17 protein-coding genes and 2 tRNA genes are annotated in these 21,975 nt (G+C 32.6%); 2 read left to right on the plus strand and 17 right to left on the minus strand.

What is annotated here, in order from left to right; all coding sequences use genetic code 11:
• Window positions 1-20: 20 nt before the first annotated feature.
• The 7 genes from MUN68_RS13125 to porU all read right to left on the minus strand — a co-directional run bounded on the left by MUN68_RS13125 (window position 21) and on the right by porU (window position 10,229).
• On the minus strand, window positions 21-710 hold the full coding sequence (locus MUN68_RS13125; protein WP_249996013.1) for an SDR family NAD(P)-dependent oxidoreductase: 690 nt from the start codon (window positions 708-710) through the stop codon (window positions 21-23).
• Window positions 697-1,674 carry a M28 family peptidase gene (locus MUN68_RS13130; protein WP_249996014.1) on the minus strand — a complete coding sequence of 326 codons (978 nt, stop codon included), beginning with the start codon at window positions 1,672-1,674 and terminating at the stop codon, window positions 697-699. Before MUN68_RS13130 ends, MUN68_RS13125 begins: the two co-directional genes overlap by 14 nt.
• 110 nt (window positions 1,675-1,784) lie before the next feature.
• Window positions 1,785-3,419, minus strand: a complete 1,635-nt coding sequence (locus MUN68_RS13135) for a pyruvate dehydrogenase complex dihydrolipoamide acetyltransferase (protein WP_249996015.1) — start codon at window positions 3,417-3,419, stop codon at window positions 1,785-1,787.
• Window positions 3,420-3,422: 3 nt separating this feature from the next.
• Window positions 3,423-4,421 (minus strand): pyruvate dehydrogenase (acetyl-transferring) E1 component subunit alpha, encoded by a 999-nt coding sequence (gene pdhA, locus MUN68_RS13140; protein WP_249996016.1) that lies wholly within the window; start codon window positions 4,419-4,421, stop codon window positions 3,423-3,425.
• A gap of 89 nt (window positions 4,422-4,510) precedes the next feature.
• Entirely contained in the window at window positions 4,511-4,993 is a 483-nt protein-coding gene (cdd, locus tag MUN68_RS13145) for a cytidine deaminase (RefSeq protein WP_249996018.1), read from the minus strand.
• A 74-nt stretch (window positions 4,994-5,067) separates the two neighbouring features.
• Window positions 5,068-6,309, minus strand: a complete 1,242-nt coding sequence (gene porV / locus MUN68_RS13150; protein WP_249996019.1) for a type IX secretion system outer membrane channel protein PorV — start codon at window positions 6,307-6,309, stop codon at window positions 5,068-5,070.
• Window positions 6,310-6,374: 65 nt separating this feature from the next.
• A complete protein-coding gene (gene porU, locus MUN68_RS13155; RefSeq protein ID WP_249996020.1) occupies window positions 6,375-10,229 on the minus strand; it encodes a type IX secretion system sortase PorU in 3,855 nt (1,284 codons plus the stop codon).
• A 251-nt stretch (window positions 10,230-10,480) separates the two neighbouring features.
• Between porU and gldJ the strand changes: the two genes are divergently transcribed.
• Window positions 10,481-12,166 (plus strand): gliding motility lipoprotein GldJ, encoded by a 1,686-nt coding sequence (gene gldJ / locus MUN68_RS13160; RefSeq protein ID WP_249996021.1) that lies wholly within the window; start codon window positions 10,481-10,483, stop codon window positions 12,164-12,166.
• 69 nt (window positions 12,167-12,235) lie between these two features.
• Entirely contained in the window at window positions 12,236-13,501 is a 1,266-nt protein-coding gene (locus MUN68_RS13165) for a UDP-N-acetylmuramoyl-tripeptide--D-alanyl-D-alanine ligase (protein ID WP_249996022.1), read from the plus strand.
• Window positions 13,502-13,519: 18 nt separating this feature from the next.
• On the opposite strand, the gene MUN68_RS13170 is transcribed toward MUN68_RS13165, so the two are convergent.
• From MUN68_RS13170 to MUN68_RS13215, 10 genes are all read right to left on the minus strand, one after another.
• A tRNA-Val gene (locus MUN68_RS13170) sits at window positions 13,520-13,594 on the minus strand.
• 52 nt (window positions 13,595-13,646) lie between these two features.
• A tRNA-Val gene (locus MUN68_RS13175) sits at window positions 13,647-13,721 on the minus strand.
• Between the two features lie 62 nt (window positions 13,722-13,783).
• Window positions 13,784-15,004 carry a bifunctional folylpolyglutamate synthase/dihydrofolate synthase gene (locus MUN68_RS13180; RefSeq protein ID WP_249996023.1) on the minus strand — a complete coding sequence of 407 codons (1,221 nt, stop codon included), beginning with the start codon at window positions 15,002-15,004 and terminating at the stop codon, window positions 13,784-13,786.
• Window positions 15,004-15,858: an energy transducer TonB gene (locus MUN68_RS13185; protein WP_249996024.1), complete on the minus strand. Its 855-nt coding sequence runs from the start codon at window positions 15,856-15,858 to the stop codon at window positions 15,004-15,006. The genes MUN68_RS13180 and MUN68_RS13185 overlap by 1 nt, the downstream gene beginning before the upstream one ends.
• Window positions 15,859-15,891: 33 nt before the next feature.
• The gene (locus MUN68_RS13190) at window positions 15,892-16,287 is read right to left on the minus strand and encodes an ExbD/TolR family protein (protein ID WP_249996026.1); all 396 of its coding nucleotides are present in this window, start codon (window positions 16,285-16,287) and stop codon (window positions 15,892-15,894) included.
• On the minus strand, window positions 16,287-16,982 hold the full coding sequence (locus MUN68_RS13195; protein ID WP_249996027.1) for a MotA/TolQ/ExbB proton channel family protein: 696 nt from the start codon (window positions 16,980-16,982) through the stop codon (window positions 16,287-16,289). The genes MUN68_RS13190 and MUN68_RS13195 overlap by 1 nt, the downstream gene beginning before the upstream one ends.
• Before the next feature lie 67 nt (window positions 16,983-17,049).
• Window positions 17,050-18,444, minus strand: a complete 1,395-nt coding sequence (gene nhaD, locus MUN68_RS13200) for a sodium:proton antiporter NhaD (RefSeq protein ID WP_249996028.1) — start codon at window positions 18,442-18,444, stop codon at window positions 17,050-17,052.
• An 8-nt stretch (window positions 18,445-18,452) separates the two neighbouring features.
• Complete coding sequence (locus MUN68_RS13205) at window positions 18,453-19,679, minus strand: Glu/Leu/Phe/Val dehydrogenase dimerization domain-containing protein (protein ID WP_249996029.1); 1,227 nt, start codon at window positions 19,677-19,679, stop codon at window positions 18,453-18,455.
• Between the two features lie 92 nt (window positions 19,680-19,771).
• On the minus strand, window positions 19,772-21,274 hold the full coding sequence (locus MUN68_RS13210; RefSeq protein ID WP_249996030.1) for a hypothetical protein: 1,503 nt from the start codon (window positions 21,272-21,274) through the stop codon (window positions 19,772-19,774).
• A gap of 1 nt (window position 21,275) precedes the next feature.
• Window positions 21,276-21,932, minus strand: coding sequence for a hypothetical protein (locus tag MUN68_RS13215; protein WP_249996031.1), 657 nt, complete (start codon window positions 21,930-21,932; stop codon window positions 21,276-21,278).
• Window positions 21,933-21,975: the final 43 nt, after the last annotated feature.

The following is a 21,975-nucleotide window of genomic DNA, read 5'->3' on the forward strand; positions in this document are numbered from 1 at the left end:
TTTGATATTTGAATATTTTATTAAGGTGTTGAATTAGAAACTTGTAATACTTTGCCATTATAATATTTGTTTCCTTTTAGAGAAAACTCATGAATATATTCTGCCATTTCTTTTGCAGTCGTTGGAGCTTGATAGTCTGGAAAAGCTTCTTTGAGCATTTCAGTTTGCACAGCTCCTAATGCTAGTACATTAAATTGCGGACCAGTATCTTTGTATTCTTCAGCTAATAATTCTGAAAGTGTAATCACAGCTCCTTTACTTGAGCTATAGGCTGCTAAACCTGGAAATTTCATACTTCCTTGAATTCCTCCCATTGAGCTGACAGTCACAACATGACTGTTATTTTTCATAAATGGAATTACTACTCGAGTCATTTCAGAAACTCCAAAGACGTTAGTTTCATACACTTTAGTAAAATCTTTAAATGTAGTTTCAGAGAAAGGTTTATTAAGTAGAAGTCCTGCATTATTGATTAAAACATCAACATGTTTCCATTCATTTTGAATAAACTGTTCGACTTTTTTATAATCCTCTTCTTCACACAAATCAAATGAAAAAGAAGTGATATTGTCAAAGTGAAGATTACTAACAGGTTGAGCATTTCTAGATAATGCTAATACGTTATGACCTTGATTGGCAAACAAATGCACCAATTCAAATCCGATACCTCGACTCGTTCCTGTGATGATTATATTTTTACTCTGACTCATACATTACAATTTCTTTGGTTTCAGTATTACTCATTTGTTCAATGGCTATAATTGTGTTATTTATAAGGTTAGCCATAAATTCATAATCCAATTCATTACTCTCATCATCTGCATGATGGTAGTAATCATAATTAGATAAATCGCAAGACGATATGGTTTGACATGGTAAGTTAAACTCCTTGTAGAATGCATAATTATCAGACTGTTTAAACAAATTGTATTTTTTTGCTACCTCTGAAGAACCGATAAGCTTACTACCTACATATTCATTTATTTTATCAGCCATATTAGATAAATCATAACCAGACAGAAACGCTTGATAATCTCGATCTTTAAATGGGACACCTATCATTTCAAAATTCACCATAGTATAAAGGTTTAAATTTTCATCTTTTAAACGTTTAGCCAGATGCTTCGAGCCTAATAAACCTAATTCTTCTGCAGAAAATAAAGCAAACATAATACTACGTTTATTAGTCTTTTTTTCTGCAAAATATTTTGCCATAGCTATAACTGCACTTGTTCCTGCTGCGTTATCGTTAGCTCCATTTGCAATAGAATCAGTTTCAGTAATGTTACCTTTTCTACTTTTCTTCCTAGCGTCACTTCCAAAACCAATATGATCGTAATGTGCTCCTAAGATAATAATTTCATCTTTTAATTTTTCATCTGTACCTTCAATAAAACCAACAACATTAAACGCATCTAAACTGTCAATTTTAAAATGATCTCTATAGGTTTTAAAATATGGTTTGGTACCAAAAGACTTAAACTGAGACTCAATATAGCTCGCTGCTTTATCAACACCTTCACTACCTACATGACGTCCTTTTAAATCGTCTGATGCTAAAAAACTAACCATTTCTTTAATTTCAGAACTAGTAATTGTAATAGTTTCTGATTTTTTTTCGATTTTACAACCGAGAATAAGGAGTAAAAAGCACAATGGAGCTAGTTTTTTCATAAAAAATTTTATTTGGGACTAAAGATAAAAAAACCTGACTTGAAAAAATCAAATCAGGTTTATATTATAATAGATTTCGCATCAAGTGCGGAATGACAAATTAGTTTTTCTTATACTAACATCGTTACTGGGTTTTCGATATAACCTTTCAAAGTTTGAAGGAATTGAGCTCCAGTTACGCCATCTACAGTTCTGTGATCACAAGCCAAACATAATTTCATTGTGTTACCAACAACTATCTGCCCATTCTTTACTACAGGTTTTTCAACAATATTTCCTACGGAAAGTATAGCAGAATTTGGCTGATTGATAATAGATGTAAAACTATCAATCCCAAACATTCCTAGATTAGAAATAGTAAAGGTACTACCTTCCATTTCGTCAAGTCCAAGTTTTTTATTTCTAGCTTTTCCAGCAAATTCTTTAACTGCAGCACCAATTTGTGTCAAACTTTGCTCATTTGCAAATTTAACCACAGGTACTAATAATCCGTCAGTTACAGCTACAGCAACTCCAATATGAACATGATTATTCAATTGCATTCTGTCATCAAACCATTGAGAGTTGACTTGAGGATGTTCTTTTAAAGCTAAAGCGCATGCTTTAACAATCATATCATTATATGAAATTTTAGTATCTGGAATTGAGTTATATTGTACTCTGAATGCCATAGCATTTTCCATATCAAACTCCACATTCAAATAATAATGAGGTGCAGTAAATTTAGATTTTGCTAAGTTTTTAGCAATTGCTTTTCGCATATTAGAGTTTGACACCTCATCAAAATCCTCTTGACCAGTAGGCACAAATTTACCAACTGAAGCCGATTGAGCGGCAGGTGTAAAGTTTTCAATATCACGTTTAACAATTCTTCCGTTTTCACCAGAACCATTAACTTGAGACAAGTTAATCCCTTTTTCCTCAGCTATTTTTTTAGCTAATGGAGATACGAATACTCTTCCGTTAGACTTTGTAGTTGAAGATTGAGACTTCTCGACTGCGCTCGAAGTGACAGCTGCTGCTTTTTTAGCTTCAGGTTTTGAAGTTTCTTCCTTTTTTGGTGCGTCTACTTTTTTTGTTTCTGAAGTCGTATCTGCTGTTTTGAAGTTTTTAGCAATACTAGAAACATCTGTTCCTTTAGGGCCAATAATTGCTAATAATGAATCAACTTTTGCTGAATCACCTTCTTGTAAACCAACATATAATAAAGTACCAGATTGGAATGATTCAAACTCCATAGTAGCTTTATCTGTTTCAATTTCAGCAAGAATATCACCTTCATCAACAGTATCTCCTACTTTTTTCGACCAAGTAGCAACTGTTCCTTCTTCCATGGTATCACTTAAACGAGGCATGGTCACTACTATGACTCCTTCAGGTAGTTCTTGAGGTTCTTCGTTATTACTCTGAACGACACCATCTTCTTTATTTTCAGAATCAGAAGACATCTCGACTGTGCTCGACGTGACACTTGTATTTTCATTTAAATATTCAGAAATATCTTCGCCTTCTTCACCTATAATTGCTAGAAGGGTATCTACTTTAGCAGTTTCTCCTTCTTGAATACCAATATGAAGTAAAGTTCCTTCGTTGAAAGATTCAAATTCCATCGTTGCTTTATCGGTTTCGATTTCAGCTAAAATATCCCCTTCTTCAATTTTGTCTCCTACTTTTTTTAACCAAGCAGCAACAGTTCCTTCTTCCATTGTATCGCTCAAACGCGGCATATTAATTACTTCAGCCATAGCTTATATTTTGTGTTGTATGAATGGATAATCTTCTTGTTCGTATACTGCGTCATACATCACACTCTTTTCTGGATAAGGTGATTCTTCAGCAAATTTCTCACATTCTAAAACTAATGCTTTGACTCGTTTATCAATGGTTTTAATATCATCTTCTGTAGCATATTTCTTTTCTAAGATAATATCTTTCACTTGAGTAATAGGATCAATTTTCTTGTATTCTGCTACTTCATCTTTAGTTCTATAGTGTTGTGCATCAGACATTGAATGCCCTCTATATCTATATGTCTTTAATTCTAAGAATGTTGGTCCATCACCACGTCTAGCTCTTGAAATAGCTTCATCAAAAGCTTCAGCGACTTTAATAGGATTCATACCATCAACTGGTCCACAAGGCATTTCATAACCTAAACCAAGTTTCCATATTTCAGTATGGTTTGCTGTGCGCTCAACAGATGTTCCCATCGCATAACCATTATTTTCACAAACAAATACTACAGGCAATTTCCAAAGCATTGCTAAGTTAAAGGTTTCATGAAGTGACCCTTGACGAGCAGCTCCATCACCAAAACAACATAAAGTAACACCATCAACTCCATGATATTTATCTCCAAATGCAAGTCCAGCACCTAAAGGAATTTGACCTCCAACAATACCATGACCACCATAAAAACGATGTTCTTTAGAAAAGATATGCATCGAACCACCAAGACCTTGAGAAGTTCCTGTTGCTTTTCCGTACAATTCAGCCATGACGCGTTTAGGATCAACACCCATACCAATAGGCTGAACATGATTTCTATATGCAGTAATCATTTTATCTTTAGTAAGATCCATTGCGTGTAATGCTCCAGCTAAGACAGCTTCTTGACCATTATATAAGTGAAGAAACCCTCTCACTTTCTGTTGAATATAGACTGCGGCAAGCTTGTCTTCAAACTTTCTCCAGAATAACATATCCTCATACCATTTAAGGTAAACTTCTTTTGTGATTTTTTGCATTAGTTACGTTAATTATTAATACGAATAACAAAAGTAACACTTTAGTTAATAAGGAAAAAACCGAAAATCGTTAAATTATTACGAAATCGTTATAGAAAGCTTCTATCGAATCCTAGAGGTAATAAATTTGCAAGAGAATTAGACTTCACAACCTTGCCAGTTTCACCCATAAAATAGATTTCAATTGGCGTTTTTTGCTTTACTTCATACTCAGCAATTGCCTGCCTACATGCACCACAAGGAGGAATTGGCGTAATTGTTTGGCTGATTCTTGAACCTGCAGTTAAAGCCATTTTCACAATCTTTGCATCAGGATATTGAGAACCTGCATAATAAATTGCTGTACGTTCTGCACACAAGCCTGAAGGATACGATGCATTTTCTTGATTATTTCCGGTTACAATTTGATTGTTATCTAATAAAATTGCTGCACCTACGCTAAAATTTGAATATGGTGCATAAGCATTTTTACGTGCTTCTATAGCTTTTTCCATTAGGGAAGCAATATCAGAAGGTAACTCATTAAAGTTATCATAAACGGTTAAAGTAGACTCAATTTTTATATCCTTCATTTGATGTTGTATTAGCCAAAAAAACTATTGCTCATTAAAACAATAGTCCTTTTATTAGAAATTAATACTGTATACTAGTATTCATCATATTCATTATCTCCAAAGTTAAACACAAGAGAAAAACGCAATGTATTTTCTAATGGGCTTTGTATTTTTGAGGCAGAGAATAAGTATGATAAATCTATATTTATTGTGGTGTATTTAAATCCTGCTCCTAAAGCAAAAAACTTACGTGCACCTTTTTCTTCACTTTCATTAAAGTAACCTAATCTAAACGCAAATGAATCTTGGTATGTATATTCTGCTCCTAAAGAATAGGTAAACTCTTTTAATTCTTCACTAAAACCTCCTGGTGCATCACCAAAAGATTGGAATATTCCTTTGCCAAAACCTACATTATTATCTTTACCTTCTACAATAACTCTATCATCAACAACATTCCCTAAATCATCTACATCTGCATCATATTTACCATTACCATTATTGTCGGTATATTCAAACTCTCTTCCTAAGATTGGAGGCGTTGGCACTAATAGTTTTGTAACTTCAGCTGTAACTGCTAGTTTGTTATAGTCATCAAATATAAAATCAAAACCACCACCTAATCGTAATGTTGTTGGCAAGAAGTTTTCTCGACCACCATCATCATACTTAATTTTTGGCCCTAAATTTTGTATGGCAAAACCAGCTCTCCATCGTCCGTTAAAACTATCATATGCTTCTTCTTCACTTTGGTAGTAACCTGCAATATCTACACCAATAGAACTTGCAGCAGCAGCATTTGCATCTACAGCTTGAATTCTTAAATCTGAACGTAAATAACGTAAGGCAACAGCCATTGAAAATTGATCGGCTAAACGCAAAGAATATGACGCATCAAATGTAAGCTCATTTGGTTGTTCTATTAAGGCTTCAGAAAACTCATCTTGTACAATTTCAATTTCTCCAAGACTAAAATATTTAAAACTAACCGCAAATGCGCTACGTTCATTCAGCCTATTAAAATAGGTAAAATTTCCTAGAAAAATATCATTAACTAATCGACTTAAATAAGGTGTATAATTAACTCCAATACCAGATTTCGCTAAAGAGAATGAGTATTTTGCTGGGTTCCATTGTTGAGAATTTGCATCTGCTGATGTAGCAACACCAATATCTCCCATTCCTGCTGCACGAGCATCTGAAGCAATTAACAAGAACGGAACTCCTGTAGTGATTACTCTAGAATCTGTACTATTAGGGATGACAACAGTTTCTTGTGCATTAGTAATATTAAATAATGAAACTGTAATAAGGGCTAAAATGTATTTTTTCATCTGTAATTTGTTATCTTTTTCGGCAATTTCAAGTTGCCTAGCAATTAGGCAAATATAAATCTTTATTATAGTATTACAAGTTTTTCAATTTTTTCAACTTGTTTATTTAAACGATTAGATCTTACTTTTAGTTTATAAATATAGACTCCTTTACCTATTTTATCACCAAAGTCATCTCTACCATCCCAAACAATGTCTTTTGATATAGAACTTGTCACTTTACTTCCTCCATTAGTTTGTCCGTTTAATGTTCTTACCAACTTACCGGAAACAGTAAATATTTGTACTGAAACGTCTAAAACATCAGAACTATTGTGATTGAACCAAAATTCAGTATAATCAATAAACGGATTTGGGTAATTCAATACATTATCAATAATCAATTCTTGATCTTTATCAAATACAATAAATTCTATTTCAGCAGTAGATGAATTATTATAAACATCCCAAGCTTTAAGTGACAATGTATGTAAGCCTGGTGATAAATCTCTAAAAGGGTAACTCACTTTTCCATTTTGATAATCATCAATATCAGCTTGATAATAATCATTTAAAACAAAAGGATTTGTTTCATCACCATCAAGAATTGCTACAATATCATGACCTATTCCACTAGCTGTATTAATTCCATTTTCATCTTGTAGTTTTGCTACGAGTGAAGGTTGTTCATTGGTAATACCACCAGAAACAAAATTTTCATCATTCATATAAAGATTAATAACTGGACCAATGTTATCTTCAGCTGCATTTTCATTAATTCCTCCAACTTGAATATCAAAACTAGATCCTGCTCTATTTTCAAGAGGAAGCGTTCTCATTGTGTAGAAACTCACTTTCCCAGGACCAACAGGGATACCTATATCTTTAGGCACGACAAACTCAAATTCAAATTCTCCATTAGCAACAGTAGCCTGACCTTTAAAGATAACCTCTCCTAAGGTTTTAAAATCCATAACTACAGGTTGACCATTATTAGTTTGATTGTCATTATTTAATGTTTGTCTTTCAATTTCTTTATCGAAAATAGTAGCTGTTAATATGCCATTATAATCAGACAGTAAATTGCCCGATTCGTTAACAACTTCACCAGACAACTTCACTTTACCTAAAGCTTGAAGTACATCTGTATCTCCACCAATGGGCACATCATTAATTTTTGTTAGCCTAACATCTGGTTTAGCGAAAGATAATTTCATAGCTGGATCACCAATATACCAAACTAATGGTTTTTGTGGGTTACTACTTATACTAGGATCGTTTTTAGATTGGCGTAATGCTTCTGCTACAGATGGGTAATCATTTGATCCAAAAGCAAAAAGATAAGGTTCCATAATCACATTAAAAGCCTGACCTAAACTTACAAAAATTTGTCTAGTCGTTGTAACTAAACCTATAGCTCCTCCTTTTGTATTCCAATATGTAAACTCTCCTGCTGTATGTCTTAAAGGATCATCAAACTTAGTGTACTCACAAGTAACTGTTATAAATAGGTTATACTTACAAGCATTGGAAACCTCTTGGGAATCAATTTTATCAAAAATACGCTCTGCTGCCAAGCCATCTTCACCTCCATGCCCAAAATAATTAACCACAAGCGCTCCAACTTCAATAGCATCTCTTATTTCTTTATTCACCTGAGGATAGCGTTCACCAGCAGAAGAAGACTCTTGAAGAAATGCATCAGAGTGAATCTTTATTGCATTTAAAAACGGTTTTTCTTGTGTAATTATATTTGCTATATCATCGGTTGTTTGCTGAAGTTCGCCTTCAAAACTACCAATATCGACATCATCTGAAATCACTAAAACATTATTCCTCCAACTTCCATAAGAGTCAACAGAATAATACTCTTGAATTTTATCAACCAATTGTTTTGCTTGTTGAGGCGAATTTGCCAAAATTCTACCTACAGCAATATCAGCTTTATTTGAAGCTTCCATCGTTCCTTCATTATCGTCCATCATCACATAAAAATCATCAGACACAAAAGAACTTGTAAGACTGAAACTATTATATGAAAACCAAGAAGGTACTATATTGGTATTATTAGTTATTCTGTTTTTATAATCAAAAGAGGCATCACCAAAAAGACACAAATATTTCAACCTTTTATCTGGAACACTTGCATTATGATACACATATTTGATCATATTTCTTATACCTCCTATGTCTTGGTTCCCTGAACTAAATTCAGTGTAGATCTGTTTTAAAGTAACAACTTTAACATTTAAATCATACTGTTGCCTATTAATTTCTGCAAGTCGTTCAGCTTGAGACAACATATTATTTGGAGTAACGATGATATAATCAATGTCTTGGAATTCCCCTTGGTTATTTAGAAAAATAGTCCCTTTTATATTTTGATTGCTTACAAATGTATTCGCATCCCTTAAAGGCTCAAAAAAATTTTGATTATTGAATGCTATATAATGTCTAAGTGTTCCAGAAACAGCTTTAAAACTAAAGTTAGAAACTTGATCTGGGTTAGATATACTAGTTACATTATATTTATCTGTAATGTCCCAAACTTCTTTAACATTAGAAGTATTAGACATCAAATACTCAACAACTCCACTCGTATTTTGAACAATATTATTTTTAAAATGCATTTGACCTCCTGTAAAACTTAAGTCTCGAGTAGCTTCAACTGACACATAATCTAAATACCCTAACGATGACGGGTTTCCATTATTATTATATTGCAAATTGACAGCAACTTCTGAAGAATTAAGAAGTAAATTACCTTCATAAGAAGCTCCAGTTCCAAGAACACCATCTGAAACTCCATTAAAATTTAAATTTGCAACATCTGCAGAATTCACCTTAACAGACATTGTTGTAGGCACTTCAGACACAGTTGCTCCATAAACTTTTAGTTTAGCGGGTTCTGTGGTCACTAAATTCGGGAAATTAAATGTAAATGTTTTTTCATTTTCAATATCAAAACGATCACCAAACCAGCGTCTTCCTAATTTAACGACATTATATTCATCAACTTCATGAAATTTATAATCCTGAAATGTATTCACGGTAAAATCAGGGTTTTCATTAGGCTGAATTGTGGTTTCAATACGTTTTCCAAAATCACCTCCAAAATTAACGTAATAGTTGGTCTTATTAGTGTAAGGATTAATATTGGTATTGATATCACTTTCTTCTACATTACCAGTAGGTCCTTCGGCATAAAATAAAATATAATCTCCATCATTAAACACACCATCCTCTTCGCCAACAAACTGTATAGCATTTTCTGCAAGGTCATTAGGATAAAATTCATTATTTGGCATCGGAACAATTGCTCCACCATTACCAAATATCTTTATTGATCTCGGATCTGCACTTGTATTAACACCTATATCTTCTAAAAAACTTTTAGAAAGTTTAAATATTCCTGATTTGTCAACATAAAAACGCCTCCATTTCCCTGTACTCAAAACAGAATTAACAATCTCCTGAGTATTTGCTGCATTTCTATTTACAGCAGATGAACCTGAAGAGTAATTAATAGTAAACGATGTAATTTTTTTAAAAACCCCATTATCATTAATAATTGGACTAATTTTTAGAAAAGCAGAAATTTTATTTCGATCAACAGAATTTGATAGCTTAACTTTTGGAGCATTAGGTATTAAGTCTTTAGATAACGCTTTTAAATCATTGCTTGACATTGTAACATAAGATACATTAGAAAGCGTAAGAGATTTTTCATTCAACAATGTATTTATTTCCCATTGCGACACATAAAATAATCCTTCGGAATCACTGTAACTAAAATTTTCTTTGTTAAAAGCAGGCAACTCAACTTGAAAAGTTGGTGTTTCTAATATTCTAGTACCATCCCATTGGATTGAAAATTGTTTTTGTTGTGCAAAGGCAAAAACATTGTACACAATAAAAAATAAGAGTAACAGTTTTTTCATAGTACAAATAACGACTATAAGGCTATGTTATTATAGCCATTCACTTTTTTATTCAAAATTACAACAATATTTGATTTAACCAACCGTTATTAAAGTCAAAATACATCGATTAACTGAGTAAAAGTCCGTTATATTGCATAAAAAACAGGATGAAATGCAACTTTTTTTCAATCTATTTGTCAAAAAATGTTGTTATTTTACCTTTAATTGCTATATTGCGTCTCTAAAATTTAATTAGCTTACTTAAAAGTATGGATATGAAAAACGTCTTAAACCTAAGGATACTATTAGCCCTAATGATATCTTTAACAATTGTTGGTTGTAGCAGAAACTCTTCAGACAAGAATAGTTCAAGAGCCACAGGATGGAAAATTAACGACAAAAATGGTGGTTTTCAATATAATGACAAATTCCAAGAACAAGAAACAAGTCCTGGTTTAGTTTTCGTTGAAGGTGGTACATTTACAATGGGTAAAGTTCAAGATGATGTGATGCATGATTGGAATAATACTCCTAATCAACAACACATACAGTCATTTTATATGGATGAAAGTGAAGTTACAAACAAAATGTATACTGAATACCTTGATTGGATAAAAAGAACATATCCACCAGAAGAAGAAAACTACAGATTAATCTACAAAGGTGCTTTACCAGATACATTAGTATGGAGAAACCGATTAGGTTATGCCGAAATGATGACTGAAAACTATTTACGTCATCCTGGTTATGGAGAATATCCGGTTGTAGGTGTAAGTTGGATTCAAGCTGTTGAATTTGCAAGCTGGAGAACAGATAGAGTTGCAGAAATGGATCTTCAAAATGCTGGTTACTTAGAAAGAGATTCACATTTATCGTCTTCTGCCGATAGCAATTTTAGTACAGATACATATATAAATGCTCCAACACTAACTTATGGCGGAAGTGATAGTATTATAAATCCTGAAAAGTCAAGAAAAAGAGTACAAACAACGGCTGCAGGAGATACAATTAACCAATATGCAAGAAGAGAATCTGGTATTATTTCTCCAGATTATAGACTACCGACTGAAGCGGAATGGGAATATGCTGCTTTAGGTATGAGTGAATTAAGAAGCTTTAATGTTTATAGAGGTCGTAAAAAATATCCTTGGGATGGACAATATACACGTTCTGGGAAAAGAAAAACTAAAGGTGATCAGTTAGCTAACTTTAAGCAAGGAAAAGGGGATTACGGTGGAATTGCAGGTTGGTCTGATGATGGTGCTGATATTACAGCACAAGTTATGAGTTACGAGCCAAACGATTATGGTTTATATGATATGGCTGGTAATGTTGCCGAATGGGTAGCTGATGTTTATCGCCCAATTGTTGATGATGAGTTTAGTGATTTTAACTACTATAGAGGTAACGTATATACTAAAAATGCAATTAATGAAGATGGAACTGTAAAAGTTGTAACTCCAGACGACATTGTATATGATACATTAAGTAATGGTCAAATAGTAGCAAGAAACTTACCAGGAGAAATTTTACAAGTTGCCGTTGATGAAGATGAAACTTATTTAAGAACAAACTTTGACAGAAGTGATAATAGAAACTTTAGAGATGGTGATAATAGGTCATCAAGAAGTTATGCTACAGATTTTGACGAAGAAGAAGGTGAAAACTCTGAAGCTAGTTTAACTAGAAAAATGTATAACTCACCTAAACATAATATTCAAAGAGATTCTACAGGTAAAATCTTAAAAGAATATGATACTTCAAACCAAAGAACTTCTATGATTAATGATGAAGTAAGAGTTTACAAAGGTGGTTCTTGGAGAGATAGAGCATATTGGATTGATCCAGCACAACGTAGATACTTCCCACAAGATATGGCTACAGATTATATCGGATTTAGATGTGCTATGTCTAGAGTAGGTTCTAAATCTCAAGGAGGTAAGAAAAGAAACTAAAAATTATTTTCAATAAAATAAAGAAGTCCTAACTAAAAACGTTAGGACTTTTTTATTTAAATTTATTTCATGACAATCGAAAAACTCTACCACTCTTTTTTAAAGTGTAGCACTATATCTACAGATACTCGGAAAATCGATTCTGACTGTATGTTTTTTGCCCTAAAAGGAGATAACTTTAACGGAAATAAATTTGCTTTAGAAGCTCTTAATAAAGGCGCACAATTTGCTATTATTGATGAAGCAAAATATGCTACACATGATAAGTGCATTTTAGTTAAGAATGTATTAGAAACATTACAAAGTTTAGCTACTCATCACAGAAAGACACTTGGCACTCCAATTATAGCATTAACGGGTAGTAATGGCAAAACAACTACAAAAGAATTGATTAATGCTGTCTTATCTACAACTTATAAAACAAGTGCTACAAAAGGAAACCTCAATAATCATATTGGAGTACCACTAACCATACTTAAGTTTACAAAAGACACCGAAATTGGCATTGTTGAAATGGGAGCCAATCACCAAAAAGAAATCGAATTTTTATCAAATATAACGCTACCTGATTTTGGTTTCATTACCAATTTTGGAAAAGCACATTTAGAAGGTTTTGGCAGTATTGAAGGTGTTATCAAAGGAAAGTCTGAATTATACGATCACCTTATGTCTCATCATAAAGTTGTTTTTATTAATAAGAGTGACGCAAAGCAAATAGAACAAATTGGAGATTATAAAAAGACCATATTGTTTGGCTCAAATACAATAATGGCAAGTGCACAGCCTTTTATTAATTTATTGTTTAATAAAATTGAAATTAAAACACATTTAACTGGAGCTTATAATTATAATAATATCGCTGTTGCCATTGCAATTGGATTACATTTTAAAGTTGATGACAGCTCTATCTGTAAAGCGATAGAAAACTATAAACCTACTAATAATCGTTCTCAGATTATTGAAAAAAATTCTAATAAAATTATTCTTGATGCATATAATGCCAACCCAACAAGTATGATTGCTGCATTAGATAATTTCGGAAGTTTAAACGAATCGGGAAAAGTAGCCATACTAGGTGATATGTTTGAATTAGGAGAAGATGCTGAATTTGAGCATCAATCTATTTCAGACTATTCTAAAACGTTTAATATTGAACACATTTATTTGGTAGGAGAAAACTTTTTCAAAACAAAGAACATAGTTAAAAATGTTTCAACTTTTAAATCTTTTGAAAACTTAAAAAATGAATTAATCAACTCGCCTTTAAAAAACAAATACTTACTTATAAAAGGCTCCAGAGGAATGGCTTTAGAAAGAGTTTTAGATTATATATAACTAATATCTAAATAAAAGTGGGTCATACTGGATTCGAACCAGTGACTTCTACCCTGTCAAGGTAACACTCTGAACCAACTGAGTTAATGACCCAATAATTATAAAAACAAAAAAGTTCGCATTAAATGCGAACTTTTTAATAGTGTGGGCGCGAAGGGATTCGAACCCCTGACCCCTTGGGTGTAAACCAAGTGCTCTGAACCAACTGAGCTACGCGCCCTATTTATTGGACTGCAAATATAGTCTAGATTTTTAATTAGCAAAAGCTTTTTATAAAAAAAATTAAATTATTTCAGCAACAACAAATGTACTACCACCTACATAAATTAAATCTTCTGTTTTTGCCTTTAGCAAAGCAGAATTAAGTGCTTCATTTACTGCGCTATAACTTTCACCAACACAACCATTTTTGAGAAACTTATCCTTTAAAAGATTTTCATCCATTCCTCTAGGAATATTCGGCTTACAAAAATAATATGCCGCATATTTAGGCAACAATGGCAAAATCAAGTCTAAGTCTTTATCATTAACAACCCCAAAAACGATATGAAGGGCTTTAAAAGCTTCATCTTCCAATTGTTTTACCACAAAAGATAAACCTTCTTTATTGTGAGCTGTATCACAAATAATTTTGGGTAATTCTTGTAATATTTGCCAACGGCCTTTTAAACCTGTATTCTTTACAACATTTTTAAGTCCGTCAATTAGGGAGTTATTAGAGATAAGAAACTTCTTTTGGCGATTTAAGACAGTAATAGTTTGAATAACTGTTTTTATATTGTGTGTTTGATAGTTCCCTTTTAAATCACTTTCAAAATTTTCTTCTATAAGTTGATCGGCAAAATAGATTTCGGAAACATTGGTTTTCGCGACCGTAATAAATACATCTTTAGTTTCTTTTTGCGTCTCACCAATAACAACAGGAATTTTATGCTTAATTATACCTGCTTTTTCTATAGCTATTTCTTGATAAGTATTTCCTAAGAATTGAAGATGATCAAGACCAATATTAGTAATGACTGAAATTTCTGGAGTAATGATATTGGTTGAATCTAAACGACCACCTAATCCTACTTCAATAATAGCAACATCAACATTTTGTTTATTGAAATATTCAAAAGCCATTCCTACTGTCATCTCAAAAAATGACAAGTGATTCGCTTTTAAAAAAGAGAGGTTTCGTTTTATAAATCCAATAACAAACTGTTTACTAACTTCTTTACCATTGATTTTAATTCGTTCTCTAAAATCTTTTAAATGTGGAGACGTATATAATCCAACCTTATATCCTGCTTCTTGAAGTACTGAAGCCAGCATGTGACTAGTTGATCCTTTTCCATTAGTTCCAGCAACGTGAATACTTTTAAAATGCTGCTCAGGATGATTTAAGTGTTTTGCTAAAAGAAGTGTATTTGATAAATCAACTTTATAAGCAGATTCCCCTTGATTTTGATACATAGGTAACTGCTTGAACATCCAATTGACAGTCGTTTGATAGTTCATCAATTTGTAGGTGTAAAGTTCACGCTAACTTTACCATATTGTCGGGCAGGTGCCTTAGAATCTGCAGGCCATTTATAAGACTTCGCTATTTTTTTAGCTTGCGTTTTTAAACAAGTTGTAGCATTATTACTCCCTTTTGCTCCAGGTGTAGCTTCAATAACTTGACCGTTTCTGTTAACAACAATATCGACAACTATTAATCCATATTCATTTTCACAACCATCAAACATGTCATAATCTGGTGTACCTCTTCCGTTTAATCCATAACCTACGCCTCCATTTCCAGAACCTGGAGTTCCTTTGTAAGGCGCATACGGACTTCCATCTAAATCCCCTTTATCTCCTGGTCCGTCACCAGGACCTTCTCCATCTTTAGTTGGCCCTTCAGAATTTTTCACACCTCCAATAAGCGCATCGAGTTTATCCTTTTTATCTTGTTCTTCTTTAGCCTTACGTATTGCTTCTTCTTTTTTAAGTTGTTCTTGACGTTCTGCTTCAGCTTTAGCCTTTGCTTTAGCTTCTTCTGCTTTTTTAATTGCTATGGCTTCAGCAGATTCGGTTGTTAAAACATCTTCAGCTTGATTATTTGCTTGAGTCGTTTCCTCAGGTTGCGCTTTATCAGCTTGAGTTTCTTCTTTTACAACGTGTTCAGTAGGTCTAGATTTTATTGGTTCAGTAGGCTGAATATTACCTGAACCAACTGGTGAGTTCCCAAAATTCACAGCAACACCATATTCTTCAGGAGGATCCATATATGTATGTCCAACCACAAACAATAGCAATATTAAAATAACCATGATAAGCGTAGTTATTTTAGCTGAATTACGTTGGTGTTTTGTTTTTAGGTACTTCATAGTGTTGCAAGTGCAAACTTCATTCCGAAAATATTAGCTATTTGGTTTTACGGCCAAAATAACTTTAAACTTATTTCGATTAGCGATATCCATTACTTTAACTACATTTTCAACAGGAACCGATTTTTCGGCACGCAATACTATTGTTGGCTGGTCTTGGGTAGAAAGCATTGAGATTAATTCCGTTTCGAGAACACTTCCACCAACCAATTTCTGATCAATATAATAGTTAAGGTCTTTAGTTATACTAACTGAAACCGTTTGCTTATTTTCAGTTTTCCCACTAGCAGTAGGCAACAAAATGTCAATAGCATTTGTTGTTACTAATGTAGAAGCGAGCATAAAAAATATCAATAGCAAGAATACAATATCTGTCATTGACGACATATTGAATTCTGGCTTCACTTTATTTCTACCTCTTATGTTCATTAAATAGGCTCGTTTAAATGATCTAAGAATTCTAATGAGTTTGATTCCATTTGATACACAACTTTATCTGTTCTAACCACTAAATGATTGTAAGCAGTATATGCAACAATACCAACAATTAAGCCAGCAACAGTTGTGGTCATAGCAGTATATAATCCATCAGATAATTGTTTGATATCTATTTGTCCACCTGAATTAGCAATTTCGAAAATAGATAGTATCATTCCAATGACTGTACCTAGAAATCCAATCATTGGAGCAATACTAGATATCGTTGCAAGCACACTTACATTCTTTTCTAAGCCATATAATTCTAATCGGCCAGCATTTTCAATGGCTGTATTGATATCTTCAAGAGGCTTACCAATACGAGTAATGCCTTTATTTATAAGTCTAGAGACAGGAGTATTAACTTGAGCACAGAGCATTTGAGCAGAATCAATCTTACCGTTACTAACGTGGTCTTTAATTTGATTCATAAAATTAGAATCGACATTAGAAGCTGCTTTAATAGCAAATAGGCGCTCAAAATAAATATAAATAACACCTATTAAGAGAACGAATAACAAAGCAATTATAACTTGTCCAGCCAATCCTCCACTACTGATCAACTCAATAATGGATAATGTTTTTTCGACAGATTCTGAATCAGTAACTAACTCAGTTCCACCTTGAATATTACTTAGTAATATCATATAAGTATCGTATTGAAATTAATTTTATTAGTGTAATAACGTCTAATTTAGATCAAAAGTATATGAACTACAATAATGTTCTTGTAAACATAAATGCAACAGTTCCTACTAAAAACCCAACAAGTGCAAGCCAAGATATTTTTTTTATGTACCAGAAAAAGTCTATTTTTTCCATACCCATTGCAACAACACCAGCTGCAGAACCTATAATCAACATACTTCCACCTGTTCCAGCAGAATAGGCTATAAAGTGCCACAATTCGTTATCTATTGGCTCAGTAAACATTCCTAAACTTGCCGCAACTAATGGCACGTTATCAATTACTGCAGAACCAACTCCTAAAAGAATGACTACTAAATCGGAAACACCTTCACCATGCAATTCTGTTCCAAGCATAGGCATCACTTCTTGTAAAGTACCAGCGAAACCGAATAAAATCCCTAAAGATTCTAAAGCTGCAACAGCCATAAGGATTCCGAGGAAAAATAAGATACTAGGCAATTCAATCTTAGATAAAGAATGATGCACAGGACTATGATTTGCATGTGCTGAATGTTCTTCAGATTCTACTCCAGAAAGCGCAAATTTCGAATTACTATAAATTTCAGCAAAAATTGCTACCACGCCTAAAGCTAACATCATACCAACATAAGGAGGTAAATGTGTTACCGTTTTAAAAACTGGTACAGAAACAATTCCACCTAAACCTAGATAAAGCATTGTTGAACTAAATTTACTTTTAGGCTTATCCTTATCATCATCAACTTTTTCTAAATCTCCTTTAAAAGCAGGCAAGTATGAAGCAATAAATGTAGGCACCAACATACATAGTAAAGACGGAATAAATAGATAAGCAAATAAATGGCCTGTGGTTACCTTTTTACCAATCCACAACATTGTAGTAGTCACATCTCCAATTGGAGACCAAGCACCACCAGCATTTGCAGCAATAATAATTAATCCAGCGTACCAAATACGAACATCTCTATCTTTTACAATTTTTTGCAAGATAGAAATCAATACAATTGTAGCCGTTAAATTATCAATAATTGCGGATAATATGAATGCAAGTATAGCAAAAATCCAAAGTACTTTCCGTTTACTTTTCGTCTTAATAAAACTTTTTATAGTTGAAAACCCATCGAAATAATCAATGATTTCAACGATGGTCATTGCGCCTAATAAAAACACTAAAATCTCAGCAGTTTTACCCAAATGATGCAATAAGGTTTCTTCCATAATATGCATCTTACTTTCATGTCCTAAAGCTGAAAATCCGTCAACTAAACCATGATTAGCAGAATCAAACCACTCCGCAAAAGAATCAATACCTAAAGAAATAAGTGCCCAACTAATAGCCATCATTACTAAAGCAGGAATTAACTTATCAATCTTAATACTATGTTCTACTGTAATGGCTAAATAGCCTAATACAAAAACTAAAATTATAATGGTTTCCATGTGTTAATTTATAAAAGTTGAGTAAGTGCTATTTCGAAAGCTGTAGCACTGATTCCTGTTTTTGTTTGATTTTTATCGTACACTTTTTTGATTGCTTCTTTAATCGTATTTGAAGTATCACTAAAAATAGCTTCATCAGTCATTTGTACTTTGCGTTCCATAAAATAAGCAAATACTCTAGCCATACCACAATTTGAAATAAAATCGGGTATAAGGCTTACTTTATTATCTGTATGTTCCATGATTGGGCCGAAAAATATTTCTTTATCAGCAAAAGGAACATTAGCACCACATGAAATAACTTCCAGACCTGTACTAATCATACTTTCAATTTGGTCTTTAGTAATTAATCGAGACGCTGCACAAGGTGCAAAAATCTCCGTTTCTAATGACCAGATTTTATCATTCATCTCATCAAAAGGAATTAAAAGATCGCTAATTAAAGTATTGCCATCTTTATTTGAATACAATTGTGTTATTTCTTCAAAGCTAAAACCCTCTTCTTTAATGAGTCCTCCCACTCTATCAATAATACCAACAACCTTTGCTCCCATTTGAGCTAAGTAAAATGCAGCAGCTGCACCAACATTCCCAAATCCCTGAACAATAGCTCGTTTACCAACTACAGAATCATTTTGGATATCATAAAAATGACGAACAGCTTCAGCCACGCCATAACCAGTAATCATATCTGCAACTGTATACTTTCTAGATACATTTGGCGAATACTTAGGGTTTTCGATAACTTTAATTACACCATGACGTAATTGACCAATACGGTTAATTTTATCTGCTTGTGTAGGCTTAAAATGTCCTTCAAAAACACCTTCTTGTGGATGCCAAACACCACTCTCTTCGGTAATAGGAATTACTTCGTGAATTTCGTCAACGTTTAAATCGCCACCTGTTCCATAATAACTTTTTAATAAGGGAGAAACGGCTTTGTACCAGCGTTCTAAAACACCTTTTTTTCTAGGGTCACGAGGATCGAAATTAATACCAGATTTTGCACCACCAATGACTGGACCAGAAACAGTAAACTTAACTTCCATCGTTTTGGCAAGAGACAATACTTCATTCATATCTAAACCTTTACGCATTCTAGTTCCTCCACCTGCAGCTCCTCCTCTAAGTGAGTTAATTACTGTCCAGCCTTCGGCTTCAGTTTCAGGATCTTTCCAATTGAAAACAATTTCTGGCTCTTTATCTTCGTAAGATTGAAGTAAGTCTTTCATGTTAGATAGTTAGTTAAATTTCAGCAAATATAAAAAACAATAAATGGCTTTAAAACGTAAAGCCATTATATTATTATAAAAATTATTAACTTTTATTTCAAAATCATTTTTCCAAATTTATGCATCTCTTTTCCAATGGCATAAATATAAAATGTCTTGTCTGTTATCTGCAAAGTTTGGGTTGGTGCAAATGTGGTGTATTTTTTAGCACCTCCTGTTTTACTGTTCCAAAACGGTATCGTTTCTATATTTCCTTCAGCATCAAAAGATTTTAATACAATTGCTTTCGCATTGATCTTATCATAACCCATTACTATTTTTTTATTCTTCAATTTGGATTCCTTTTCATTAGCAAAGACAAATAACTTACCATTATTTAAAAAAGGATAAAATGAACCTAAAACTTCCATTCTATTAAGATAATCTTCACTATAATTTAAAGGCACGTCATAAGTTACATTTCCATTAATATCAAGCTTGATTATTATTCCTGGACCAAATCTATGTGTATAATTATATTCAAAGTTTTTGCCTTCAATTGCTTCGCTATCTTTAGAATAACAATCACCAATAAGGTATATGTTTTCATTATCGATTAAAATATCCTTTACTTTTAAATCAATATAACCTTTACCTAAAACACGTTTTACGGTTTCTTTAGACCATTCTTGATTTTTTACAAGTTGTCCTTCGGAAATATTATAGATAAAAAAACTATTATCTTTTGCTCCACCCATCGAAACTACTGGTTTAGCGTTATCTGTTGCGAAACCTAATATATAATGCGAATTATTGTATGCAATCACTTTACAATCTGAAATATAAAATCCTTCTGTTGAAACCTTTTGCTCATTAACATCATTCCCTTTTATTGTTATGATAGAAGTAATTGGATGCTTTTTTGAAGTATCTTCTTTTTTAATGATATTAACTATCCCATCATTTTCAACAAATAAAGTTTCTTTATATGCACGTTCACTACCAAAAGACAATGTAGGTGATGTTTCGGAAAGTTTCTTTAAATGTTCATCAAAAGTGAGCACATTAATAGCTTCCTTGGTTTTCTTCACAAATGGTTTATTTACCAAAACTGCAAAGGTGTTTTTGTCTGAAGATATTGCAATTTCAAAAAAGCCAGAATTATTTACTTTCTCAATTGGAATTGTATATAATTCGATTGTATCTGAAACTTGATCCGTTTCATTATCATAAATTTGTGCATATAAAACATTCTTACCGTCTTTTTTAACAGCAACATGAGAAAAGAAATATAATTTATTGTCACCTTCAATAATTTTCAAAAGTGTTGCATCTTTTCGTGAGCGAATGGGCAATTTAAAATCTATAGTAGATAACGATTTACCAGAAACATCAAATTTAGTAATGTAAATGATTTTTGGAGCATAGAATTGTGAACCAATATCTTCTACGCTATAAACTGTGAAACCAGATTCTGATGGAAATACTAATTCAGGATTTTGTGCACCTACAACAGTACTATTTGATAATTCAGACCACTCGAAATTAGCTAATTCTTGCGTTTGTGCTTGAAGCGTAATTACAAGTGTACAAATACTTAAGAATAAAGATTTCATATTAGTGAGTGAAATGCGCGTTATACTCATTTACAATTTTTAGAATCGCTAAAATTCTATAGCCTTTTTCTTTGTTTTTAATCTTTTTAGCAAGTTCAGGATAATCAGAAACATACTTACTCATTATGCCTTTAAAACTAAACATTAGCTTAGGTGACGTAAATTTTAAATAATTATTTCCTTTTTTTTCCTGTTTAACTGCAAGGATTTCTGTTTGAATTTTTGTGCCATCAAAATCTAAAGAAACTTCAGTATTTCCTTTTTTCGAAAGTGTCATTTCAGCTCCTTTATCGTCTTCAACTCTAATGTAATAATCAAAAAGATTTATTTTACCTTCAATAGTTCTTAGTAAAAACACTTTTGTTTTACCGCTTAAACCTTCATATGGATGCGTTTCATAATTATCGTTTTCAATTTTATAAGCTTTTAAATCTTTTGGCCCGTAAACAATAGGTTTGCTATCTAAAGTTTTGAAAAATTTGACTTTACGTTGACTTTTAATTTTAAGGAATCGCTTTAAATACCCTTCAATTTTTTCGCCTTTATTGGTAATAACATAGCCTGGTAATTTTTCTGATGCGTCTTCCCAATTGTCATCAATTTGTGCAAAACTCAAACCTGAAATTAAAACTGCAAATACTAATACTAAATGTTTCATTTTAAATATCTTTTATAATTCATACTTGCTTATTCAAAACTTA

The sequence above is a fragment of the Psychroserpens ponticola genome (genome assembly GCF_023556315.2).
GTDB classification, from domain to species: Bacteria; Bacteroidota; Bacteroidia; order Flavobacteriales; family Flavobacteriaceae; genus Psychroserpens; species Psychroserpens ponticola.

What these genes read in the sequence shown, in the direction of transcription:
- MUN68_RS13130 (WP_249996014.1), bottom strand. Translation starts at nt 1,674, where the DNA reads ATGAAAAAACTAGCTCCATTGTGCTTTTTACTCCTTATTCTCGGTTGT.
- MUN68_RS13210 (WP_249996030.1), bottom strand. Translation starts at nt 21,274, where the DNA reads ATGAAATCTTTATTCTTAAGTATTTGTACACTTGTAATTACGCTTCAA.
- porU (WP_249996020.1), bottom strand. Translation starts at nt 10,229, where the DNA reads ATGAAAAAACTGTTACTCTTATTTTTTATTGTGTACAATGTTTTTGCC.
- nhaD (WP_249996028.1), bottom strand. Translation starts at nt 18,444, where the DNA reads ATGGAAACCATTATAATTTTAGTTTTTGTATTAGGCTATTTAGCCATT.
- MUN68_RS13180 (WP_249996023.1), bottom strand. Translation starts at nt 15,004, where the DNA reads ATGAACTATCAAACGACTGTCAATTGGATGTTCAAGCAGTTACCTATG.
- MUN68_RS13165 (WP_249996022.1), top strand. Translation starts at nt 12,236, where the DNA reads ATGACAATCGAAAAACTCTACCACTCTTTTTTAAAGTGTAGCACTATA.
- MUN68_RS13205 (WP_249996029.1), bottom strand. Translation starts at nt 19,679, where the DNA reads ATGAAAGACTTACTTCAATCTTACGAAGATAAAGAGCCAGAAATTGTT.
- MUN68_RS13135 (WP_249996015.1), bottom strand. Translation starts at nt 3,419, where the DNA reads ATGGCTGAAGTAATTAATATGCCGCGTTTGAGCGATACAATGGAAGAA.
- MUN68_RS13215 (WP_249996031.1), bottom strand. Translation starts at nt 21,932, where the DNA reads ATGAAACATTTAGTATTAGTATTTGCAGTTTTAATTTCAGGTTTGAGT.
- MUN68_RS13185 (WP_249996024.1), bottom strand. Translation starts at nt 15,858, where the DNA reads ATGAAGTACCTAAAAACAAAACACCAACGTAATTCAGCTAAAATAACT.
- gldJ (WP_249996021.1), top strand. Translation starts at nt 10,481, where the DNA reads ATGGATATGAAAAACGTCTTAAACCTAAGGATACTATTAGCCCTAATG.
- cdd (WP_249996018.1), bottom strand. Translation starts at nt 4,993, where the DNA reads ATGAAGGATATAAAAATTGAGTCTACTTTAACCGTTTATGATAACTTT.
- MUN68_RS13195 (WP_249996027.1), bottom strand. Translation starts at nt 16,982, where the DNA reads ATGATATTACTAAGTAATATTCAAGGTGGAACTGAGTTAGTTACTGAT.
- MUN68_RS13190 (WP_249996026.1), bottom strand. Translation starts at nt 16,287, where the DNA reads ATGAACATAAGAGGTAGAAATAAAGTGAAGCCAGAATTCAATATGTCG.
- pdhA (WP_249996016.1), bottom strand. Translation starts at nt 4,421, where the DNA reads ATGCAAAAAATCACAAAAGAAGTTTACCTTAAATGGTATGAGGATATG.
- MUN68_RS13125 (WP_249996013.1), bottom strand. Translation starts at nt 710, where the DNA reads ATGAGTCAGAGTAAAAATATAATCATCACAGGAACGAGTCGAGGTATC.
- porV (WP_249996019.1), bottom strand. Translation starts at nt 6,309, where the DNA reads ATGAAAAAATACATTTTAGCCCTTATTACAGTTTCATTATTTAATATT.